This is a genomic window from Streptomyces sp. NPDC053048, from assembly GCF_044547045.1.
Lineage (GTDB): Bacteria > Actinomycetota > Actinomycetes > Streptomycetales > Streptomycetaceae > Streptomyces.
This window is the reverse complement of sequence record NZ_JBITZS010000002.1, coordinates 93,595-108,517: the sequence shown is the minus strand read 5'-3', so window position 1 is coordinate 108,517 and position 14,923 is coordinate 93,595. Positions and strand designations below refer to the sequence as shown.

General features: G+C 72.6%; 19 protein-coding genes. 15 read left to right on the top strand and 4 right to left on the bottom strand.

Annotated features, from left to right (window positions below; all coding sequences use genetic code 11):
• Window positions 1-126: 126 nt before the first annotated feature.
• The 3 genes from ACIG36_RS05720 to ACIG36_RS05710 all read left to right on the top strand — a co-directional run bounded on the left by ACIG36_RS05720 (window position 127) and on the right by ACIG36_RS05710 (window position 2,090).
• Complete coding sequence (locus ACIG36_RS05720) at window positions 127-684, top strand: hypothetical protein (protein WP_399922523.1); 558 nt, start codon at window positions 127-129, stop codon at window positions 682-684.
• A gap of 34 nt (window positions 685-718) precedes the next feature.
• On the top strand, window positions 719-1,231 hold the full coding sequence (locus ACIG36_RS05715) for a hypothetical protein (RefSeq protein ID WP_399922521.1): 513 nt from the start codon (window positions 719-721) through the stop codon (window positions 1,229-1,231).
• 169 nt (window positions 1,232-1,400) lie between these two features.
• Window positions 1,401-2,090, top strand: a complete 690-nt coding sequence (locus tag ACIG36_RS05710) for an HAD family hydrolase (protein WP_399923946.1) — start codon at window positions 1,401-1,403, stop codon at window positions 2,088-2,090.
• 58 nt (window positions 2,091-2,148) lie between these two features.
• On the opposite strand, the gene ACIG36_RS05705 is transcribed toward ACIG36_RS05710, so the two are convergent.
• Window positions 2,149-2,730 (bottom strand): hemerythrin domain-containing protein, encoded by a 582-nt coding sequence (locus ACIG36_RS05705; RefSeq protein WP_399922518.1) that lies wholly within the window; start codon window positions 2,728-2,730, stop codon window positions 2,149-2,151.
• A 218-nt stretch (window positions 2,731-2,948) separates the two neighbouring features.
• Between ACIG36_RS05705 and ACIG36_RS05700 the strand changes: the two genes are divergently transcribed.
• The 3 genes from ACIG36_RS05700 to ACIG36_RS05690 all read left to right on the top strand — a co-directional run bounded on the left by ACIG36_RS05700 (window position 2,949) and on the right by ACIG36_RS05690 (window position 6,833).
• Window positions 2,949-3,914 carry an SDR family NAD(P)-dependent oxidoreductase gene (locus ACIG36_RS05700; protein WP_399922515.1) on the top strand — a complete coding sequence of 322 codons (966 nt, stop codon included), beginning with the start codon at window positions 2,949-2,951 and terminating at the stop codon, window positions 3,912-3,914.
• A 134-nt stretch (window positions 3,915-4,048) separates the two neighbouring features.
• Entirely contained in the window at window positions 4,049-6,172 is a 2,124-nt protein-coding gene (locus tag ACIG36_RS05695; RefSeq protein WP_399922512.1) for a catalase, read from the top strand.
• A 13-nt stretch (window positions 6,173-6,185) separates the two neighbouring features.
• Entirely contained in the window at window positions 6,186-6,833 is a 648-nt protein-coding gene (locus ACIG36_RS05690; protein WP_399922509.1) for an endonuclease, read from the top strand.
• Between the two features lie 106 nt (window positions 6,834-6,939).
• Here ACIG36_RS05690 and ACIG36_RS05685 read toward each other — a convergent pair whose 3' ends face one another.
• Window positions 6,940-7,110, bottom strand: a complete 171-nt coding sequence (locus tag ACIG36_RS05685; RefSeq protein ID WP_399922506.1) for a hydrophobic protein — start codon at window positions 7,108-7,110, stop codon at window positions 6,940-6,942.
• A gap of 118 nt (window positions 7,111-7,228) precedes the next feature.
• On the opposite strand from ACIG36_RS05685, the gene gvpO reads away from it, so the two are divergent.
• The 5 genes from gvpO to ACIG36_RS05660 are packed head-to-tail and all read left to right on the top strand — an operon-like array spanning window position 7,229 to window position 9,248.
• Window positions 7,229-7,546: a gas vesicle protein GvpO gene (gene gvpO / locus ACIG36_RS05680; protein WP_399922503.1), complete on the top strand. Its 318-nt coding sequence runs from the start codon at window positions 7,229-7,231 to the stop codon at window positions 7,544-7,546.
• Between the two features lie 58 nt (window positions 7,547-7,604).
• Entirely contained in the window at window positions 7,605-8,015 is a 411-nt protein-coding gene (locus tag ACIG36_RS05675; protein WP_399922500.1) for a gas vesicle structural protein GvpA, read from the top strand.
• Window positions 8,012-8,728: a GvpL/GvpF family gas vesicle protein gene (locus ACIG36_RS05670; protein WP_399922497.1), complete on the top strand. Its 717-nt coding sequence runs from the start codon at window positions 8,012-8,014 to the stop codon at window positions 8,726-8,728. The genes ACIG36_RS05675 and ACIG36_RS05670 overlap by 4 nt, the downstream gene beginning before the upstream one ends.
• The gene (locus ACIG36_RS05665; RefSeq protein ID WP_399922494.1) at window positions 8,725-8,961 is read left to right on the top strand and encodes a gas vesicle protein GvpG; all 237 of its coding nucleotides are present in this window, start codon (window positions 8,725-8,727) and stop codon (window positions 8,959-8,961) included. The genes ACIG36_RS05670 and ACIG36_RS05665 overlap by 4 nt, the downstream gene beginning before the upstream one ends.
• Window positions 8,958-9,248: a gas vesicle protein gene (locus tag ACIG36_RS05660; RefSeq protein ID WP_399922491.1), complete on the top strand. Its 291-nt coding sequence runs from the start codon at window positions 8,958-8,960 to the stop codon at window positions 9,246-9,248. The genes ACIG36_RS05665 and ACIG36_RS05660 overlap by 4 nt, the downstream gene beginning before the upstream one ends.
• A gap of 106 nt (window positions 9,249-9,354) precedes the next feature.
• On the opposite strand, the gene ACIG36_RS05655 is transcribed toward ACIG36_RS05660, so the two are convergent.
• A complete protein-coding gene (locus tag ACIG36_RS05655) occupies window positions 9,355-9,510 on the bottom strand; it encodes a DUF6131 family protein (protein WP_399922488.1) in 156 nt (51 codons plus the stop codon).
• A 92-nt stretch (window positions 9,511-9,602) separates the two neighbouring features.
• Window positions 9,603-10,133, bottom strand: coding sequence for a hypothetical protein (locus tag ACIG36_RS05650; RefSeq protein WP_399922485.1), 531 nt, complete (start codon window positions 10,131-10,133; stop codon window positions 9,603-9,605).
• Between the two features lie 57 nt (window positions 10,134-10,190).
• Between ACIG36_RS05650 and ACIG36_RS05645 the strand changes: the two genes are divergently transcribed.
• From ACIG36_RS05645 to ACIG36_RS05630, 4 genes are all read left to right on the top strand, one after another.
• Window positions 10,191-10,895, top strand: a complete 705-nt coding sequence (locus tag ACIG36_RS05645) for a response regulator transcription factor (RefSeq protein ID WP_399922482.1) — start codon at window positions 10,191-10,193, stop codon at window positions 10,893-10,895.
• On the top strand, window positions 10,892-12,295 hold the full coding sequence (locus tag ACIG36_RS05640) for a sensor histidine kinase (protein ID WP_399922479.1): 1,404 nt from the start codon (window positions 10,892-10,894) through the stop codon (window positions 12,293-12,295). Before ACIG36_RS05645 ends, ACIG36_RS05640 begins: the two co-directional genes overlap by 4 nt.
• A gap of 130 nt (window positions 12,296-12,425) precedes the next feature.
• On the top strand, window positions 12,426-13,883 hold the full coding sequence (locus ACIG36_RS05635; protein ID WP_399922476.1) for a cellulose binding domain-containing protein: 1,458 nt from the start codon (window positions 12,426-12,428) through the stop codon (window positions 13,881-13,883).
• Window positions 13,884-13,921: 38 nt separating this feature from the next.
• Window positions 13,922-14,914, top strand: a complete 993-nt coding sequence (locus ACIG36_RS05630; RefSeq protein ID WP_399922473.1) for a lytic polysaccharide monooxygenase — start codon at window positions 13,922-13,924, stop codon at window positions 14,912-14,914.
• Window positions 14,915-14,923: the final 9 nt, after the last annotated feature.

Genomic DNA, 14,923 nt, shown 5'->3' with positions numbered 1-14,923 from the left:
CCCGCCACTGTGCGGGATCGGTGACTCGCCGCGATTCACCGCCCGCATAGAACAAAAGTTCCTTCGAGTGGCGCGCCAGGATACTCTGAAAGGTGCAAATCCGACATTTCTAGGGGGTTCGGTTCCATGTCAACAGGCACTCTTCTGGCGATCATCCTCCCCCTGGTGGCGGTGGCGATCGCCCTCGCGGCGGGCACCTATCTCGTCACCCGCCGCCGGCGGCTGCGCGAGCGCTTCGGTCCGGAGTACGAACGGACGGTGGAGAAGAGCGACAGCCGGCTGGCGGCCGAGCGGGAGATGCGCGAACGCGAGAAGCGGCACGACGAACTGGACATCAAGCCACTGGACGCGGGCGCCAGGGACCGCTACTCCCGCGAATGGTCCGGAGTCCAGGGCGAATTCGTGGACCGGCCCGAGGACGCCGTGCAGGACGCCGACCTGCTGGTGACCTCGCTGATGCACGACCGCGGCTACCCGACCGAGGGCTTCGAACAGCGGCTGAAGGACCTCTCGGTGGAACACGGCCGCACCCTCGAGCACTACCGCAGCGCACACGAGATCAACAAGCTCAGCATGAGGCACGAGGCGACCACCGAGCAGCTGCGCGGGGCCATGGTGCACTACCGCGCGCTGTTCGACGAGCTGCTCTCCGACGGGGGCCGGGCCCGGCACGCCCGCGCCTGACCGCCGATGCGGACACGGAGGAGACATGCAGGACATGCGACGCGAAGACATACCGGAACCGGAGGAAGGCGGCCTGTCCACCGAGGACCTGGCGCGGACCAGCGGCGAGGAGACCGGCGGCACGACCGGGGACACCGCGGAATTCCCCGGGACGCCCACCTACCCGGGCGAGAGCACCGAGGAGACCGGGAGCACCGAGGAGACCGAGGGCACGGAGGACACCACCGAGAGCACGGAGGGTACTGCCGAGGGCGCGCCCGCGCAGGACGAGGAGGAGGCGCCCCAGTTGCTGAGCGCGGACGACGAGGAAGGCTTCCGGACGCGCTGGCAGGAGATCCAGAACAGGTTCGTCGACGACCCCCGCGAGGCGGTGAGTTCGGCCGACACGCTGGTCGCGGAGGTCATGCGCACCCTGGCGTCGACGTTCTCGCAGCGCAAGGAGGACCTGGAGAGCCAGTGGAACCTGGGGGAGGAGGTGGACACCGAGGACCTGCGCATGGCACTGCGCCACTACCGCTCGTTCTTCAACCGCCTGCTGACGACGTGAGGTTTCGGCCCGCCCGTCGCCGTACGCGTGCGGCCGGATGGAGTACCGGCGGCGGGCGCCCGCCCGGAGCCTGTGCCAGCGTGGGCGGGAAAGCGGGACATCGTGAAATCGCGAAGGAGACGAGCGCTCCTGACCCCCTGAGGCGGACACCGTGACGGCCTACGACGACATGACCACCGCGGCCAGCTCCCCGCATCCCAAAGCGGCCGTCTTCGACGTGGACGGCACGCTGGTCGACACCAACTACCTGCACGCCGTGGCCTGGTGGGAGGCCTTCCACCAGGCCGGCCACCGGGTCGCGATGACCGACATCCACCACACCGTGGGAATGCCCTCCGGCCGGCTGATGGACCGGCTGCTCGGCGAGGACCGCGACCGCGAACGGGACGAGGCCATCAGCGCCGCCCACAAGGCCGTCTACGCCACCTGGTTCGAGCGCCTCTCACCCCTCGAGGGCGCCGCCGCGCTGCTGCGCGCCCTCGCCGACCGGGACTGGCGGATCGTCCTGGCCACGTCCGCCCAGGGCCCCGAACTCCAGGCGCTGCGCCGGGCGCTCGACGCCGACGACGCGATCCGGGCCTCCCTCAGCGCGGACGACGTCGAGGCCGGCAAGCCCGACCCCGACCCCGTGCTCCAGGCGCTCGAGCTGGCGGACGTGCCGCCGCACCGGGCCCTGTTCGTCGGCGACACCGTCTGGGACGTCGAGGCCGCCCGCAGGGCCGGCCTCGACTGCGTCGCCCTGCTGTCCGGCGGCATCGGCCGGGCCGAGCTCGAGGGCGCCGGAGCGGTCGCCGTCTACCGGGACCCGGCCGCGCTCCTCGCGGACCTGGACGGCAGCCCGTTCGCCCGCCTGGAGTGAGCCGCTCGGGGAACCGCTCAGGTCAGCCGCACGGGCCGGGCGCCGGTCCCGTGACCGGTCAGCCGGCCCGGAACACCTTGCGCACGGCGTCGCGGGTGCGGTCCGCCACCGCGGCCGCGGGGCCCAGGACCACGTTCTTCGCCACGGTCTCCGTCCCCGGGTGCGGACGGGTCGGGGCGACCGCCTCCGCGGCCCGTACCGCCTTCGCCAGCAGCTGCAGCGTCGCGGGGTCGCCGGACTCCCGCAGGCGGGTGAACTCGCGCCGCTCCTCCGCCTCGGCGTGGGCGAGCACCGACTCGCGCAGCGCGGTGAACTCCTCGACGAACCCGGGGTCGTCCACGTCCAGGTGCTCGAGCCGCTTGAGCGCGCTCTTGGCCGCCGCCTCCTCCTTGAGCCGGTCGTCCACCACCGGCCCGCCGCCCTCGACGGCCCGCCTGGCGTACGGGTGGACGATCTCCTCCTCCGCCGTCTCGTGCACCGCGAGCAGATGCACCAGGAGCCGGAAGCAGTGCTCGCGTTCCGCGCCGGTGTGCGCGAGGACCTCGTCCAGGAGGTCGCGGATCCGCTCGTGCTGCTGCCGCAGCAGCACCACCACGTCATTGCTCCCGGGCCGTTGTCCTGCCGTGTCCGAGGGCGTCATGCCCAATCCTCCTCACACGTCGTTTCCACACGTCGTTTCCACGCATCGTTCTCGGAACATCGATCTCGAACGGTCTGTGCGGGTACCCCGCGCGGGCCGGAGCGACACCGCGCCCGCCGCGGCCGGCCCCGACCGGGCCTGCCACCAGCGGCGATCCCCGCCGAGCGGCGGCGGCCGCCGCGGCGGGTGACACTGGCGGAACGCAAGGAGGTGGTTCCGTGACCCGCTCGTCCCACGACCGCCTGGCAGGCCGCGCGGCACTCGTCACCGGCTCCTCCCGGGGGCTGGGCCTGTTGATCGCCCGGGAACTCGCCCGCCGGGGGTGCTCGGTACTGCTGTGCGCCCGCGACGAGGAGGAGCTCGCCGTGGCCGGGACGATGCTCCGCGACCAGGGCGCCGACGTCGCCCTGCTGGCCTGCGACGTCACCGACAAGCACGCCCCGCAGCGGCTCGTCACCGCCGCCCACGACGCCTTCGGCCGCCTGGACGTCCTGGTCAACAACGCCGGGACCGTCCAGGTGGGCCCGCTGTCCGCCATGACCGAGGCCGACTTCCGCGACGCCATGGAAACCATGTACTTCGCCCCCCTGCGCCTGGTCATGGCCGCGGTGCCGGCCCTGCGCGAGCGCGGCGGCGGCCGGATCGTGAACATCAGCTCCGTCGGCGGCCGCATCGCCGCCCCGCACCTGCTGCCGTACGTGGGCGCCAAGTTCGCCGCCGCCGGGCTGTCCGAAGGCCTGCGCGCCGAGCTGGCGGCCGAGGACATCAGCGTGACGACGGTCCTGCCCGGCCTGATGCGCACCGGCTCCCACACCGCCGCGCGCTTCAGCGGCCGGCCCGCCAAGGAGTACGCCTGGTTCGCCGCCGTGGCGGGCCTGCCCGTGCTCTCCATGGACGCGGAGCGGGCCGCCCGAGCCATCGTCCGGGCCGCCGAGCACCGCCGCCCCGAGCTGGTGCTCACACCCCTGGCCAAGGCCGCCGTCCGGCTGCACGGGGTGGCCCCGGCCACCACCACCCGCCTCCTGCTGACCCCGGTCGCCCGGCTGCTGCCCGCCGCCGGCGAGGCGCCCCGCCGCAACGTGCCCGGCCGCGTCGCCGCCCGGGGAGTCCACTCGGCGGCGCTGCACCGCCTCACCCGGCTCAACGACCGCGCGGCCCGCCGCTTCAACCAGCAGCTCACCTGAGCGCGCCCGCCGCCGCCCCCGGTCGGCGGTTTCGGGTTGCCCGCCCGGGGAACGCGGGTGAGCCTGAGGGCGAGCGGCGCCGTGCCGGGGCCCCTCCCTCTCCCGACGAACCCCATGCGGAAGGAAGTGCGCGCGTGTCCGCCCACCACGAGTCAGCACAGCGGGGAACCCCCGGACCGCAGGACGCCAAGGACGAGCAGCTGGAACGGTTCCGTGCCGCCCCCGCCTCCGACGCCCTCACCACGGACCAGGGCGTCCGCGTCGACGACACCGACAACGCGCTGCGCGCCGGAACCCGCGGCCCGACGCTGCTCGAGGACTTCCACAACCGCGAGAAGATCACCCACTTCGACCACGAGCGCATCCCCGAGCGCGTCGTCCACGCCCGCGGCGCGGGCGCCTACGGCTACTTCGAGGCCTACGAGTCGCTGAGCGAGTACACCTGCGCCGACTTCCTCGCCGAGGCGGGCCGCCGCACACCCGTCTTCGTGCGCTTCTCCACCGTCCAGGGCCCGCGCGGCTCGGCCGACACGGTGCGCGACGTGCGCGGGTTCGCCACCAAGTTCTACACCCGCGAGGGGAACTACGACCTGGTCGGCAACAACATGCCGGTGTTCTTCATCCAGGACGCGATCAAGTTCCCCGATTTCGTGCACGCGGTCAAGATGGAACCGGACAACGAGATGCCCACCGGCGGTTCCGCCCACGACTCCTTCTGGGACTTCGCCTCCCTGCAGCCGGAGACCACCCACATGCTGATGTGGCTGATGTCCGACCGGGCCATCCCGCGCAGCTTCCGGATGATGCAGGGCTTCGGGGTGCACACCTTCCGCTTCGTCACAGCCGAGGGCCGCGGCACCTTCGTGAAGTTCCACTGGAAGCCGAAGCTGGGTGTGCACTCCCTGGTCTGGGACGAGGCACAGATCGCCGCCGGCCGGGATCCCGACTTCAACCGACGGGACCTGTGGGAGGCCATCGAGGCCGGCGAGTACCCCGAATGGGAGCTGGGCGTGCAACTGGTCCCCGAGGAGGACGAGTTCTCCTTCGACTTCGACCTGCTCGACGCCACGAAGATCATTCCCGAGGAGCAGGTGCCGCTGCGACCGATCGGCAGGCTCGTCCTCGACCGCAATCCGCAGAACTTCTTCGCCGAGACCGAGCAGGTCGCCTTCCACACGGCGAACGTCGTCCCCGGCATCGACTTCACCAACGACCCGCTGCTGCAGGGCCGCAACTTCTCCTACCTCGACACGCAGCTGATCCGCCTGGGCGGCCCCAACTTCAGCCAGCTGCCCGTCAACCGGCCCGTCGCCGACGTCCACCACAACCACCGCGACGGCTTCGGGCAGCAGGTCATCCACCCCGGCACCAACTACTTCCCCAACTCGCTCGGCGGCGGCTGCCCGGCCCACGCCGGTTCCGGCGGCGGCCCGGGGGTGTTCCGGCACTACGCGGAGCGCGTCGACGGGGAGAAGATCCGGGTGCGCAGCGAGAGCTTCCAGGACCACTACAGCCAGGCCGCGCTGTTCTGGAACAGCATGTCGGACTGGGAGCGGCGGCACCTGATGGAGGCGTTCCGCTTCGAGCTCGGCAAGGTCGGGTCCAGGGAGGTGCGCGAGCGCATGGTGGGCAACCTCGCCAACGTCAACGGTGACCTCGCCGCCATGGTCGCCGACGGCATCGGCGTGGCGGCCCCGCAGCCGGTCGCCGGCGTCCCCACGGCCGCCTCGCCCGCCCTCAGCCAGGAGAACCTGCTCGGCGAGGGCATCCGCACCCGCAAGGTCGCGGTGCTGGCCGCCGAGGGCACCGACGCCGGGCAGGTGATGGCCGTGCGCGAGCGGCTGGCCGCCGAGGGCGCGATCGCGGAGGTGCTGGCGGCCAAGGACGGCAGCGTCCGGGGCGCCGACGGCGGCGCCCTCGAGGTGGATCGCGCGCTGCCCACCATGGGCTCCGTCCTCTACGACGCGGTGCTGGTCGCGGACGGCAAGGAGGCGGTGACCCTGCTGGCGGCCGACCCGGCGGCCGTGCGGTTCGTGGAGGAGGCCTACCGCCACGGCAAACCCCTGGCCGCCCTCGGCGAGGGCACCCGGCTGCTGACCGAGGCCAAGGTCCCCGAGGAGATCGTGCTGAGCGACGAGGCGGTCGGCCACGGCATCCTGACCAGCAACGGCACCGCCTCGGCGGAGGACGTCGCCGAGGCGCTCGCGGGTGCCCTGGCGCGGCACCGCTTCCCCCGCCGCCCCGGCCTGCTCAACTGACCGGGCGACCGTCATGGCGGCCACCGCGGGAGACCGGGAGACGGTACGGAAGCTGCTCCGGGAGCACGGGCGCACGTACGCCGAGGAGGCCGGCATCCGGCTGCGGGACACCCCGCAGCCGCTGTACCGGCTCCTGGTGCTGTCCTGCCTGCTCAGCGCCCGCATCCGGGCCTCCGTCGCGGTGGCCGCCGCCCGCAGCCTGGCGGACGCGGGCATGACGACCCCGCGCCGGATGGCGGACGCCACCTGGCAGCAGCGGGTGGACGCGCTGGGGGAGGGCGGCTACCGCCGCTACGACGAGCGCACCGCCACCCAGCTGGGCGACGGCGCCCAGTTGCTGCTCGACCACTACGGCGGCGACGTGCGGCGCATGCGGGAGAAGGCGGACGGCGACGTGGACCGGCTGCGGGAGGTGCTGCGGGAGGTGCCGGGGCTGGGCCCGGCGGGCGCCGGGATCTTCCTCCGGGAGGCCCAGGGAGTCTGGAGCGAGGCCTATCCCTGCTTCGACGGCAAGGCCCTCGACGGCGCCCGGCGCCTGGGTCTGCCCACCGACCCCGGGAAGCTCGCGTCGCTGGCCGGGCGCGCGGAGGCCCCCGCACTGGCGGCGGCGCTGGTCCGGGCCGCCCTGGACAAGGAGGTTGCCGACGACGTGCGCGACTGAGGGCCGGGGCGGGTCGGAGGAACGCGGCGGGGTGGAGGAAAGGGCCGCCGGGCTTGTGCCCGGCGGCCCTCGGTGTGACGGCGGACGGAGTCCGCGACGGGCCGCCTCACCATCGGTACCAGCGGCCCCGGCCCCCGCTGCCGTCGACGGACCGCATGACGAAGCCGAGCAGCCAGATCGCGAGGACGACCACCGCGACCCACCACAGAACCTTGACGGCGAATCCCGCCCCGAAAAGGATCAGGGCGAGCAGCAGAACAAGAAGCAGTGGAACCATGGGATATCAACCTCCGGTGAATCGGGTTCCCGGTAAATTCCCTTTGAATCCGGACGTTTGAGAACCCGTCGGTGCGGTAGGTGAACAACAAGGCCCCAAAGACCGATACCGAGGCCCCATGTCAGATCCCGAGAAAACCCGGAAAACCGAGAGAACATCCCCGGAGGCCGGAAAGCCGGCCCTTACGGCACCTCAGGTCCTGCGCACGGCCCACGAACAGTTCGCGGAACTGACCGGGCTGTGCCCGGAAGGCATCTCCCGCTTCGAACAGGCCGAGCACGGCTGGGAGTTGGAGGTCGAAGTGGTGGAGGTCGCCCGCGTCCCCGAGACGATGAGCGTGATCGCGCTCTACCAGGTGACCCTCGACCCCGACGGCCTGCTCACCGGCTACCGCCGCGTGCGGCGCTACGAGCGCGGCAGGACCGGCCCCCGCTGAGAGCCGCCGCGCGGGCCGGGCGGACCGGCCGCCGGGGACGAGGGGAAGCTGTACCGAAATGAGCGTTGTCCCTGTGGAGCGGGGCGGAGGCGCAGGCGGCACCAGCGGCCTGTACGACGTCCTGGAACTCGTCCTCGACCGCGGGCTGGTGATCGACGCGTTCGTGCGCGTCTCGCTGGTCGGCATCGAGATCCTGAAGATCGACGTGCGCGTCGTGGTCGCCAGCGTCGACACCTATCTGCGCTTCGCCGAGGCGTGCAACCGCCTCGACCTGGAAGCCGGCCCGCACAAGAGCCCCGGACTGCCCGACGTGGTGGGCCGGATGACCGAGAGCGGGGCCCGCGGCAGGACCAGGGGTGCCCTGTCCGGAGCCGCCCAGACCGTGCACGACGCGGTCCGGCAGGCGCGCGGCAAGGAACCCGGGAACGGCAGCCGCCTCGCCGCCTCCCGCAATGAGGAGGAACAGTGAGCACCTACGTCTACGGCATCGCGCGTCCCGGCCGCGCCACGCTGCCCGAAGACCTCACGGGCATCGGCGACCCGCCGCTGCCCGTCCGCCTGATCGTCCACGACGACCTGGTGGCCGTGGTCAGCGACTGCCCCGGACAACTGCGGCCCAAGCGCCGCGACCTGCTGGCCCACCAGCACGTGGTGACCGAGACCGGCCGGCGCGCCCCCGTGCTGCCCATGCGCTTCGGCAGCGTCTCCGACAGCGACGACGACGTGCGCGGCGTCCTCACCGAGCACGCCGACCGCTACCGTGAGCAGCTGGCGAAGCTCGCCGGCCGCGTCGAGTACAACGTCAAGGCCGTCCACCGCGAGGACGCCGTCCTGCACCTGGTGCTCGCCGAGAACACCGGGCTGCGCACGCTCGCCGCGGCCAACCGGGCCGAGGGCGGCGGCTCCTACGAACAGCGGCTGCGCTTCGGTGAGCTGGTCGCCCAGGAGGTGCGCGAGCGCGAGGGCCACGACGCCGAGCTGGTGCGCGAGACGCTGGCACCACTGGGCGAACGGGAGCGCACGGGGCCGGAGAGCTCCGGCTGCTTCCTGAACGTTTCCTACCTCATCGAGGAGTCCGCGGCCCGCCGCCTCCTCGACGAGGCCCGCAGGCTCGAGAAGGACCACCCCCACCTCGAACTGACCGTGTACGGTCCGCTGCCGCCCTACAGCTTCGTCGAATGATCGGCTTCGTCTGCTGGGTGCTGCGCCTGCTGCTGGAGGAGGCGGAGCGGATCCACTACGACCCGGCCGTGGTGCGCGGCGAACTCAAGGCCCTGGAGGAGCGGAGGGCCGCGGGCGGCATCGACGAGGAGGAGTTCGACCGGTGCGAGGACGCCCTCCTGGACCGCCTCGAGCGTTCCCGCGGGCCGGCCGACGGCAGCAGGCCGACCGACGACGGCGGGGCGGCGACATGACCGAGCGGAGGGAGCCGGTCCGGCGGGGCGACGACTGCCCGGCCGACCTCGCCGACATTCTTGAAAGGGTGCTCGACAAGGGCATCGTCATCGCGGGCGACATCCGCGTCGACCTGCTCGACATCGAACTGCTGACGATCCGGCTGCGGCTGCTCGTCGTGTCCGTGGACAAGGCGAAGGAGATGGGAATCGACTGGTGGGAGAGCGACCCCACGCTTTCTTCGCGTGCACGCGCATCCGCCCTGGAATCCTCCCGTGGAATCGGAGAGAAGGGCGCGGGCGAATAGTCATAGGTGTTCGCCACGCGCCGCGTCATTCCCGCCGCGCGCGCTTTTCCGGTGGGCCGTCCGGGCCCTTCGGGCTACTGTCCGGTATTGCCGTCCCGTCGCCTGCCTACCAGTAGTGCCGGCGCCCGCCGACCGCGTGCCCGACGGCGCCCAGGAGCCACAGGACCAGGCCGATGATCACCAGGATGAGACCGATGGTCCACAGGATGGAGATGCCGGTCAGGAAGCCGATGATGAGGAGAATGACTCCGAGGACGATCATGGTGTCCTCCGGTTCGGTGATGTTCCCCTCCTTCCACTATCTTCCCGGGCCGGGCCCCGCGCCAGCCGCCGTCACCGCCCCGGTCCCCGGGGTCAGCTCTCCACCGTCCGGACCTGCGGCGGATGGCCGTTCCAGGTGACGAACACCGAGGTGGTCCGCGTGCCGGCCACGAAGTCCACCCGGATCCAGGCGCTCTGTTTCCACACCCGCATCCGCCACCCCTCGTCCGGCGTCGCCGAGACGAGCGCGGCCGAGCTCTCGCCGAGATCGAAGACCGCTCGCCCGCCCCGGACCGGATAGCTCTTCACCGCGCCCGCGCCCGAGGACGCCCCGGCCTCGCGTTCCGCCGATTCCCCCGCCCCGGCTCCGGCCTCCGGCGCGGGCGTGGAGCGGTCGGGGGTACGCGTCGCGGACGGTGGCGTGACGGCCGGGGGCGAGGCGGACCGCGGGGCTTCCGGTGGGTCGGTCGAGGAGGCCGCCTCACCGATCTCCGGCGCCGCGCCGCCGGAGATCGGCAGCGCCCTCGGCGGCTCGTAGGCCGTGCCCGCCAGCACCGTGCGCACCCCGTACCAGGACACCGCCATGGCCGCCGCCGTCGTCAGTACCCATGCCAGGGCACGCATGATTCCTCGCCTCACCTGGCTCATGGTGCCTCACCCGTATGGCGTACGGTGCCGCCCATGGCAAGACTGCTCGTGGTCGAGGACGACCCGTTCGTGCGCTCCGCCCTCATCCGGCAGCTGACCGAGGCCTCGCACACCGTACGCAGCGTCGGCACCGCGCTCGAGGCGTTACGCGAAGTGGCCCAGGTCGGCTTCGACCTCGTCATCCTCGACCTGGGACTGCCCGATCTCGACGGGACCCAGGCGCTGAAGATGCTGCGCGGCATCACCGACGTACCGGTCATCGTGGCCACCGCGCGCGACGACGAAGCGGAGATCATCCGGCTGCTCACCGACGGCGCCGACGACTACCTGGTCAAGCCGTTCTCCGTCGCGCACCTGAGCGCCCGCATGGCCGCCGTCCTGCGCCGCGCCGGCCGGGGCGGCGCACCGGGCGAGACGGCGCCCTCCGGCGCGCTGCGGGTCGGCGGGCTGTCCGTCGACCCGTTGCGCAGGCTGGCGGAACTGGACGGCGCCGTCCTGGACCTGACCCGGCGTGAGTTCGACCTGCTCGCCTACCTCGCCGGACGCCCCGGTGTCGTCGTCCCGCGCAGGGAACTCCTCGCCGAGGTCTGGCAGCAGTCCTACGGCGACGACCAGACCATCGACGTGCACCTGTCGTGGCTGCGCCGCAAGCTGGGCGAGACCGCCGCACGGCCGCGCTATCTGCACACCGTCCGCGGGGTCGGGGTGAAGCTGGAGCCACCGGCGGAGGCCGCATGAGATGGGCACTGGTCCGTGTCTCACTGGCCGTCACGGTGATGGTGGTGCTGGCCTTCGCCGTGCCGCTCGGGCTGGTGGTCAGGGAACTTGCCCGGGACCGGGCCTTCGCCGACGCCGAACGCCAGGCGGCCCAGATCCGCCCCGCCCTCGCCATCACCACCGACCGCGACCAACTGGAACGGGCGGTCGCCAGCTCACAGGCCGGCGGCGACGGGCGGATGGCCGTCCACGTACCCGGCGACGGCAGCCGGCGGCCGGGCACGGGCGCCGCCACGCGCGAGGCGTACGACATCGGCCGGCGCCGGGCCGACACGCGCGACGTGGAGACGGCCCGCCGCGGCCGCTCCACCGTCACCTCCGTGCCCGGCGGCTACGCCCTGCTGCAGCCGACGGCCCTGAGCACCGGCGAGTTCGCGGTCGTCGAGGTCTACGTGCCGCACCGCGCGGTCGTCAACGGCGTCACCACCTCGTGGGTGATCCTCGCCGGAGTGGGCCTGGGACTGATCGCCGGCTCCCTCGTCACGGCGGACCGCCTCGGCCTGCGCCTGGTGCGCCCGGCGGAACGCCTCGCGCGGGCCGCCGCCGACCTCGGCGAGGGAAAGCTGGGCGTGCGCGTGCGCGAGGACGGCCCGGCGGAACTGCGCGCCGCCGCCGTCGCGTTCAACTCCATGGCCGACAAGATCGTGCGGCTGCTCTCCAACGAACGCGAGCTCGCCGCCGATCTGTCGCACCGGCTGCGCACCCCGCTCACCGTCCTCCGCCTCAACACCGCCTCGCTCGGCGACGGCCCCGCCGCCGACCAGACCCGCGCCGCCGTCGCGCAGCTGGAACGCGAGGTCGACCAGCTGATCCGCGCCGCCCGTGAGCAGGGCGAGCACAAGGAACGGCCCACCCTCGGCTGCGACGCCTGCGAAGTGATCCGCGAGCGGATGGACTTCTGGTCCGCGCTCGCCGAGGACGAGGGACGGACCGTACGGCTGGCGGGCGTCGGCGAGGCCGTGCGCGTCCCCGTCGCCCGTCCCGAACTCGTCGCCGCGCTCGACGCGATGCTCGGCAACGTCTTCCGCCACACCCCCGAGGGCACCGCCTTCGCGGTGGACGTCCACCACAGCGAGGAGGCCGTGATCGTGCTCGTCTCCGACGCCGGTCCCGGCATCGCCGACCCGGACGCCGCGCTGCGCCGCGGCCACGGCGCCGGCGGCCCCGGCTCCACGGGGCTCGGCCTGGACATCGTGCGCCGGGTCGCGGAATCCACCGGAGGCGACGTGCGGATCGGGCGCTCGGTGCTCGGCGGCACGGAGGTCCGGGTGTGGCTCGCGCTGCACGGGGGCGGCGGGCCGCGAGACGGCGGGCGGCGCCGCCGCCGGATACGGCGCGCCCGCGCGGGGCGGGTTCTTTAACGGTCGTCCATGTGTTCCTTAAGCCCGCCATAAATAGCGGGTCCGGGCCCGCGATTGATCGATTGGTCCGATTCGTTCTCGCTAGCGTGCTGCCACGTCACCCCCCACCCTCACGACAGGCAGGTACGCGATGGGTTCCTCCGCACACCGCCGGCGCATGAGCCGCAAGGCGAAGCTGATCGGCGTCGGCATCGCCGTGACGCTCGCGACGGGCGCGGCGTTCACGCTCACCGGTACGGCCAGTGCCGCGTCGGTCGGTGCGACCTTCTCCCGGACCAGTTCCTGGGCGGGCGGCTACACCGGGCAGTTCGTGGTCACCAACGGCACGGACAAGGAACTGCCGGGCTGGACGCTGACGTTCGAGCTGCCGCAAGGCACGAAGGTCACCTCCCTGTGGAACGGCAAGCACACGGTCAGCGGCCGGACCGTCACCGTCGAACCGGAGAGCTGGAACCGGACCGTCGCCCCCGGCCAATCCGTGACCGTCGGATTCGTCGCCACCGGGGACGGAACGGCCGGCGCCCCGGTCGCCTGCCGGATCGGCAACGGCAAGTGTTCGGCGGACGATTCCCCCGCCCCACGGCCCACCGCCCCGACGCTCAAGCCGACGTCCAAGCCCACCGCCGGGCCGACGTCCGGGCCCACGCGGCCGCAGCCCGAGCCGACCGCGACCTCACCCGCCCCGGGCGGCAGGAACGCCGCCTTCTCCCCGTACGTCGACACCCTCCTCCACCCCGCCTACGACCTCCTGGGCACCGCCGAGAAGACCGGCGTCAAGAACTTCACCCTGGCCTTCGTCACCTCCGGCGGCGGCTGCACCCCCAAGTGGGGCGGCTCGACCGAACTCGACAGCAACCCCGTGGCCCGGCAGATCGGCCCGCTGCGCCGGGCGGGCGGCGACGTACGGGTCTCCTTCGGCGGCGCCGCCGGTTCCGAACTTGCGCTCGCCTGCTCCTCCGCCACCGAACTCGCTGCCGCGTACGGCAAGGTCGTGGACGCCTACGAGCTCACCCAGGTCGACTTCGACATCGAGGGGAGCGCACTGCCCGACAAGGCTGCCAACACCCGCCGTGCCCAGGCCATCGCCCTGCTCCAGAAGAAGCACCCCGGCCTCGACGTGTCCTTCACCCTGCCGGTGATGCCCACGGGCCTCACCCAGGACGGCGTCGACCTGGTCGCGAACGCCAGGAAGAACGGCGTGTCCATATCCACGGTCAACATCATGGCGATGGACTACGGATCGTCCTTCACCGGGGACATGGGGCAGTACGCGATCGACGCGGCCACCGCCACGCAGGCCCAGATCAAGGGCGTGCTCGGACTGGGCGACAAGGCCGCGTGGAAGGCCGTCGCGGTCACCCCGATGATCGGTGTCAACGACGTGGCCACCGAGGTCTTCACGGTCGACGACGCCACCCAGCTGGTGAGGTTCGCCCGTTCCAAGGGGATCGGCCGGCTGTCGATGTGGTCCGCCACGCGTGACAAGCAGTGCCCGGGTGGCGCCCAGAACTCCGCTTCCGCGACCTGCAGCTCGATCCGGCAGGACGAGCTCGCCTTCACCAAGGCGTTCGCCGCCCGCCAGGGCTGAGCCGCGCCGCACCCCCCACCCACGAAGGAGAACCCCCCATGCACATCCGCCGCACCACCGCACGCGTCGCCGCCCGGCTCTCCGTACTCGGTGTCGCACCCCTCGCCCTCACCGCGCTGACCGCCGCACCGGCCGGGGCGCACGGATCCTTGACGGACCCGGTCAGCCGGGTGTCCGCCTGCTTCGCGGAAGGACCGGAACACCCGCGCTCGGCGGCCTGCAAGGCGATGGTCGCGGCCGGCGGCACCCAGCCGCTCTACGACTGGAACGAGGTCAACATCGGTGACGCCGCCGGGCGCCACCGCCGGATCATCCCGGACGGCAAGCTGTGCAGCGCCGGGCGCGCCAAGTACAAGGGTCTGGACCTGCCGCGCGCCGACTGGCCGGGGTCGAAACTGGCCCCGGGCAAGCACACCTTCCGGTACCGGGCGACCGCCCCGCACCGCGGCACGTTCGAGCTGTACATCACGAAGCCCGGCTACGACCCGAGGAAGCCGCTGAAGTGGGCGGACCTGGAGGCGAAGCCATTCGCCAAGGTCACCGACCCCACGCTGAGGCAGGGAAGCTACGTCTTCGACGGCACCGTCCCCAAGCGGTCCGGCCGGCACCTGGTCTACAGCGTCTGGCAGCGCTCGGACAGCCCCGAGGCCTTCTACACCTGCTCCGACGTGGACTTCGGCGGAAAGGCACCGGCGACCCGGACACTGGCGGCCGCTCCCGCCGCGTCGGCCCCCAGCGACGAGCAGATCGCGGAGCAGGCCGCCAGGTCGACCGTCGACCACGGCGGCCACGGGGGTGACGGGCCCGGCGAGGGAGCGCACAGCGAGCGCGGGCACGTCAAGGACGGGCACGAACCCCACTCCGCGGCGCGGGCCGCCAACGCCCCGGCCGCCCAGGGCGGCCACCTCGCCGAGACCGGCGGCGACAGCCGCACCACCATGCTGGCCGTCACCGGCGCCGGGGTCCTGGCGGTCGGTTGCGCCACGTTGTTCCTGGCCGCACGACGGCGCTCCGCCCGGAACCGCGGCTGACACCGGCCC

What these genes read in the sequence shown, in the direction of transcription:
- ACIG36_RS05640 (WP_399922479.1), top strand. Translation starts at nt 10,892, where the DNA reads ATGAGATGGGCACTGGTCCGTGTCTCACTGGCCGTCACGGTGATGGTG.
- ACIG36_RS05635 (WP_399922476.1), top strand. Translation starts at nt 12,426, where the DNA reads ATGGGTTCCTCCGCACACCGCCGGCGCATGAGCCGCAAGGCGAAGCTG.
- gvpO (WP_399922503.1), top strand. Translation starts at nt 7,229, where the DNA reads ATGTCAGATCCCGAGAAAACCCGGAAAACCGAGAGAACATCCCCGGAG.
- ACIG36_RS05685 (WP_399922506.1), bottom strand. Translation starts at nt 7,110, where the DNA reads ATGGTTCCACTGCTTCTTGTTCTGCTGCTCGCCCTGATCCTTTTCGGG.
- ACIG36_RS05630 (WP_399922473.1), top strand. Translation starts at nt 13,922, where the DNA reads ATGCACATCCGCCGCACCACCGCACGCGTCGCCGCCCGGCTCTCCGTA.
- ACIG36_RS05715 (WP_399922521.1), top strand. Translation starts at nt 719, where the DNA reads ATGCGACGCGAAGACATACCGGAACCGGAGGAAGGCGGCCTGTCCACC.
- ACIG36_RS05720 (WP_399922523.1), top strand. Translation starts at nt 127, where the DNA reads ATGTCAACAGGCACTCTTCTGGCGATCATCCTCCCCCTGGTGGCGGTG.
- ACIG36_RS05655 (WP_399922488.1), bottom strand. Translation starts at nt 9,510, where the DNA reads ATGATCGTCCTCGGAGTCATTCTCCTCATCATCGGCTTCCTGACCGGC.
- ACIG36_RS05665 (WP_399922494.1), top strand. Translation starts at nt 8,725, where the DNA reads ATGATCGGCTTCGTCTGCTGGGTGCTGCGCCTGCTGCTGGAGGAGGCG.
- ACIG36_RS05660 (WP_399922491.1), top strand. Translation starts at nt 8,958, where the DNA reads ATGACCGAGCGGAGGGAGCCGGTCCGGCGGGGCGACGACTGCCCGGCC.
- ACIG36_RS05675 (WP_399922500.1), top strand. Translation starts at nt 7,605, where the DNA reads ATGAGCGTTGTCCCTGTGGAGCGGGGCGGAGGCGCAGGCGGCACCAGC.
- ACIG36_RS05650 (WP_399922485.1), bottom strand. Translation starts at nt 10,133, where the DNA reads ATGCGTGCCCTGGCATGGGTACTGACGACGGCGGCGGCCATGGCGGTG.
- ACIG36_RS05690 (WP_399922509.1), top strand. Translation starts at nt 6,186, where the DNA reads ATGGCGGCCACCGCGGGAGACCGGGAGACGGTACGGAAGCTGCTCCGG.
- ACIG36_RS05710 (WP_399923946.1), top strand. Translation starts at nt 1,401, where the DNA reads ATGACCACCGCGGCCAGCTCCCCGCATCCCAAAGCGGCCGTCTTCGAC.
- ACIG36_RS05645 (WP_399922482.1), top strand. Translation starts at nt 10,191, where the DNA reads ATGGCAAGACTGCTCGTGGTCGAGGACGACCCGTTCGTGCGCTCCGCC.
- ACIG36_RS05705 (WP_399922518.1), bottom strand. Translation starts at nt 2,730, where the DNA reads ATGACGCCCTCGGACACGGCAGGACAACGGCCCGGGAGCAATGACGTG.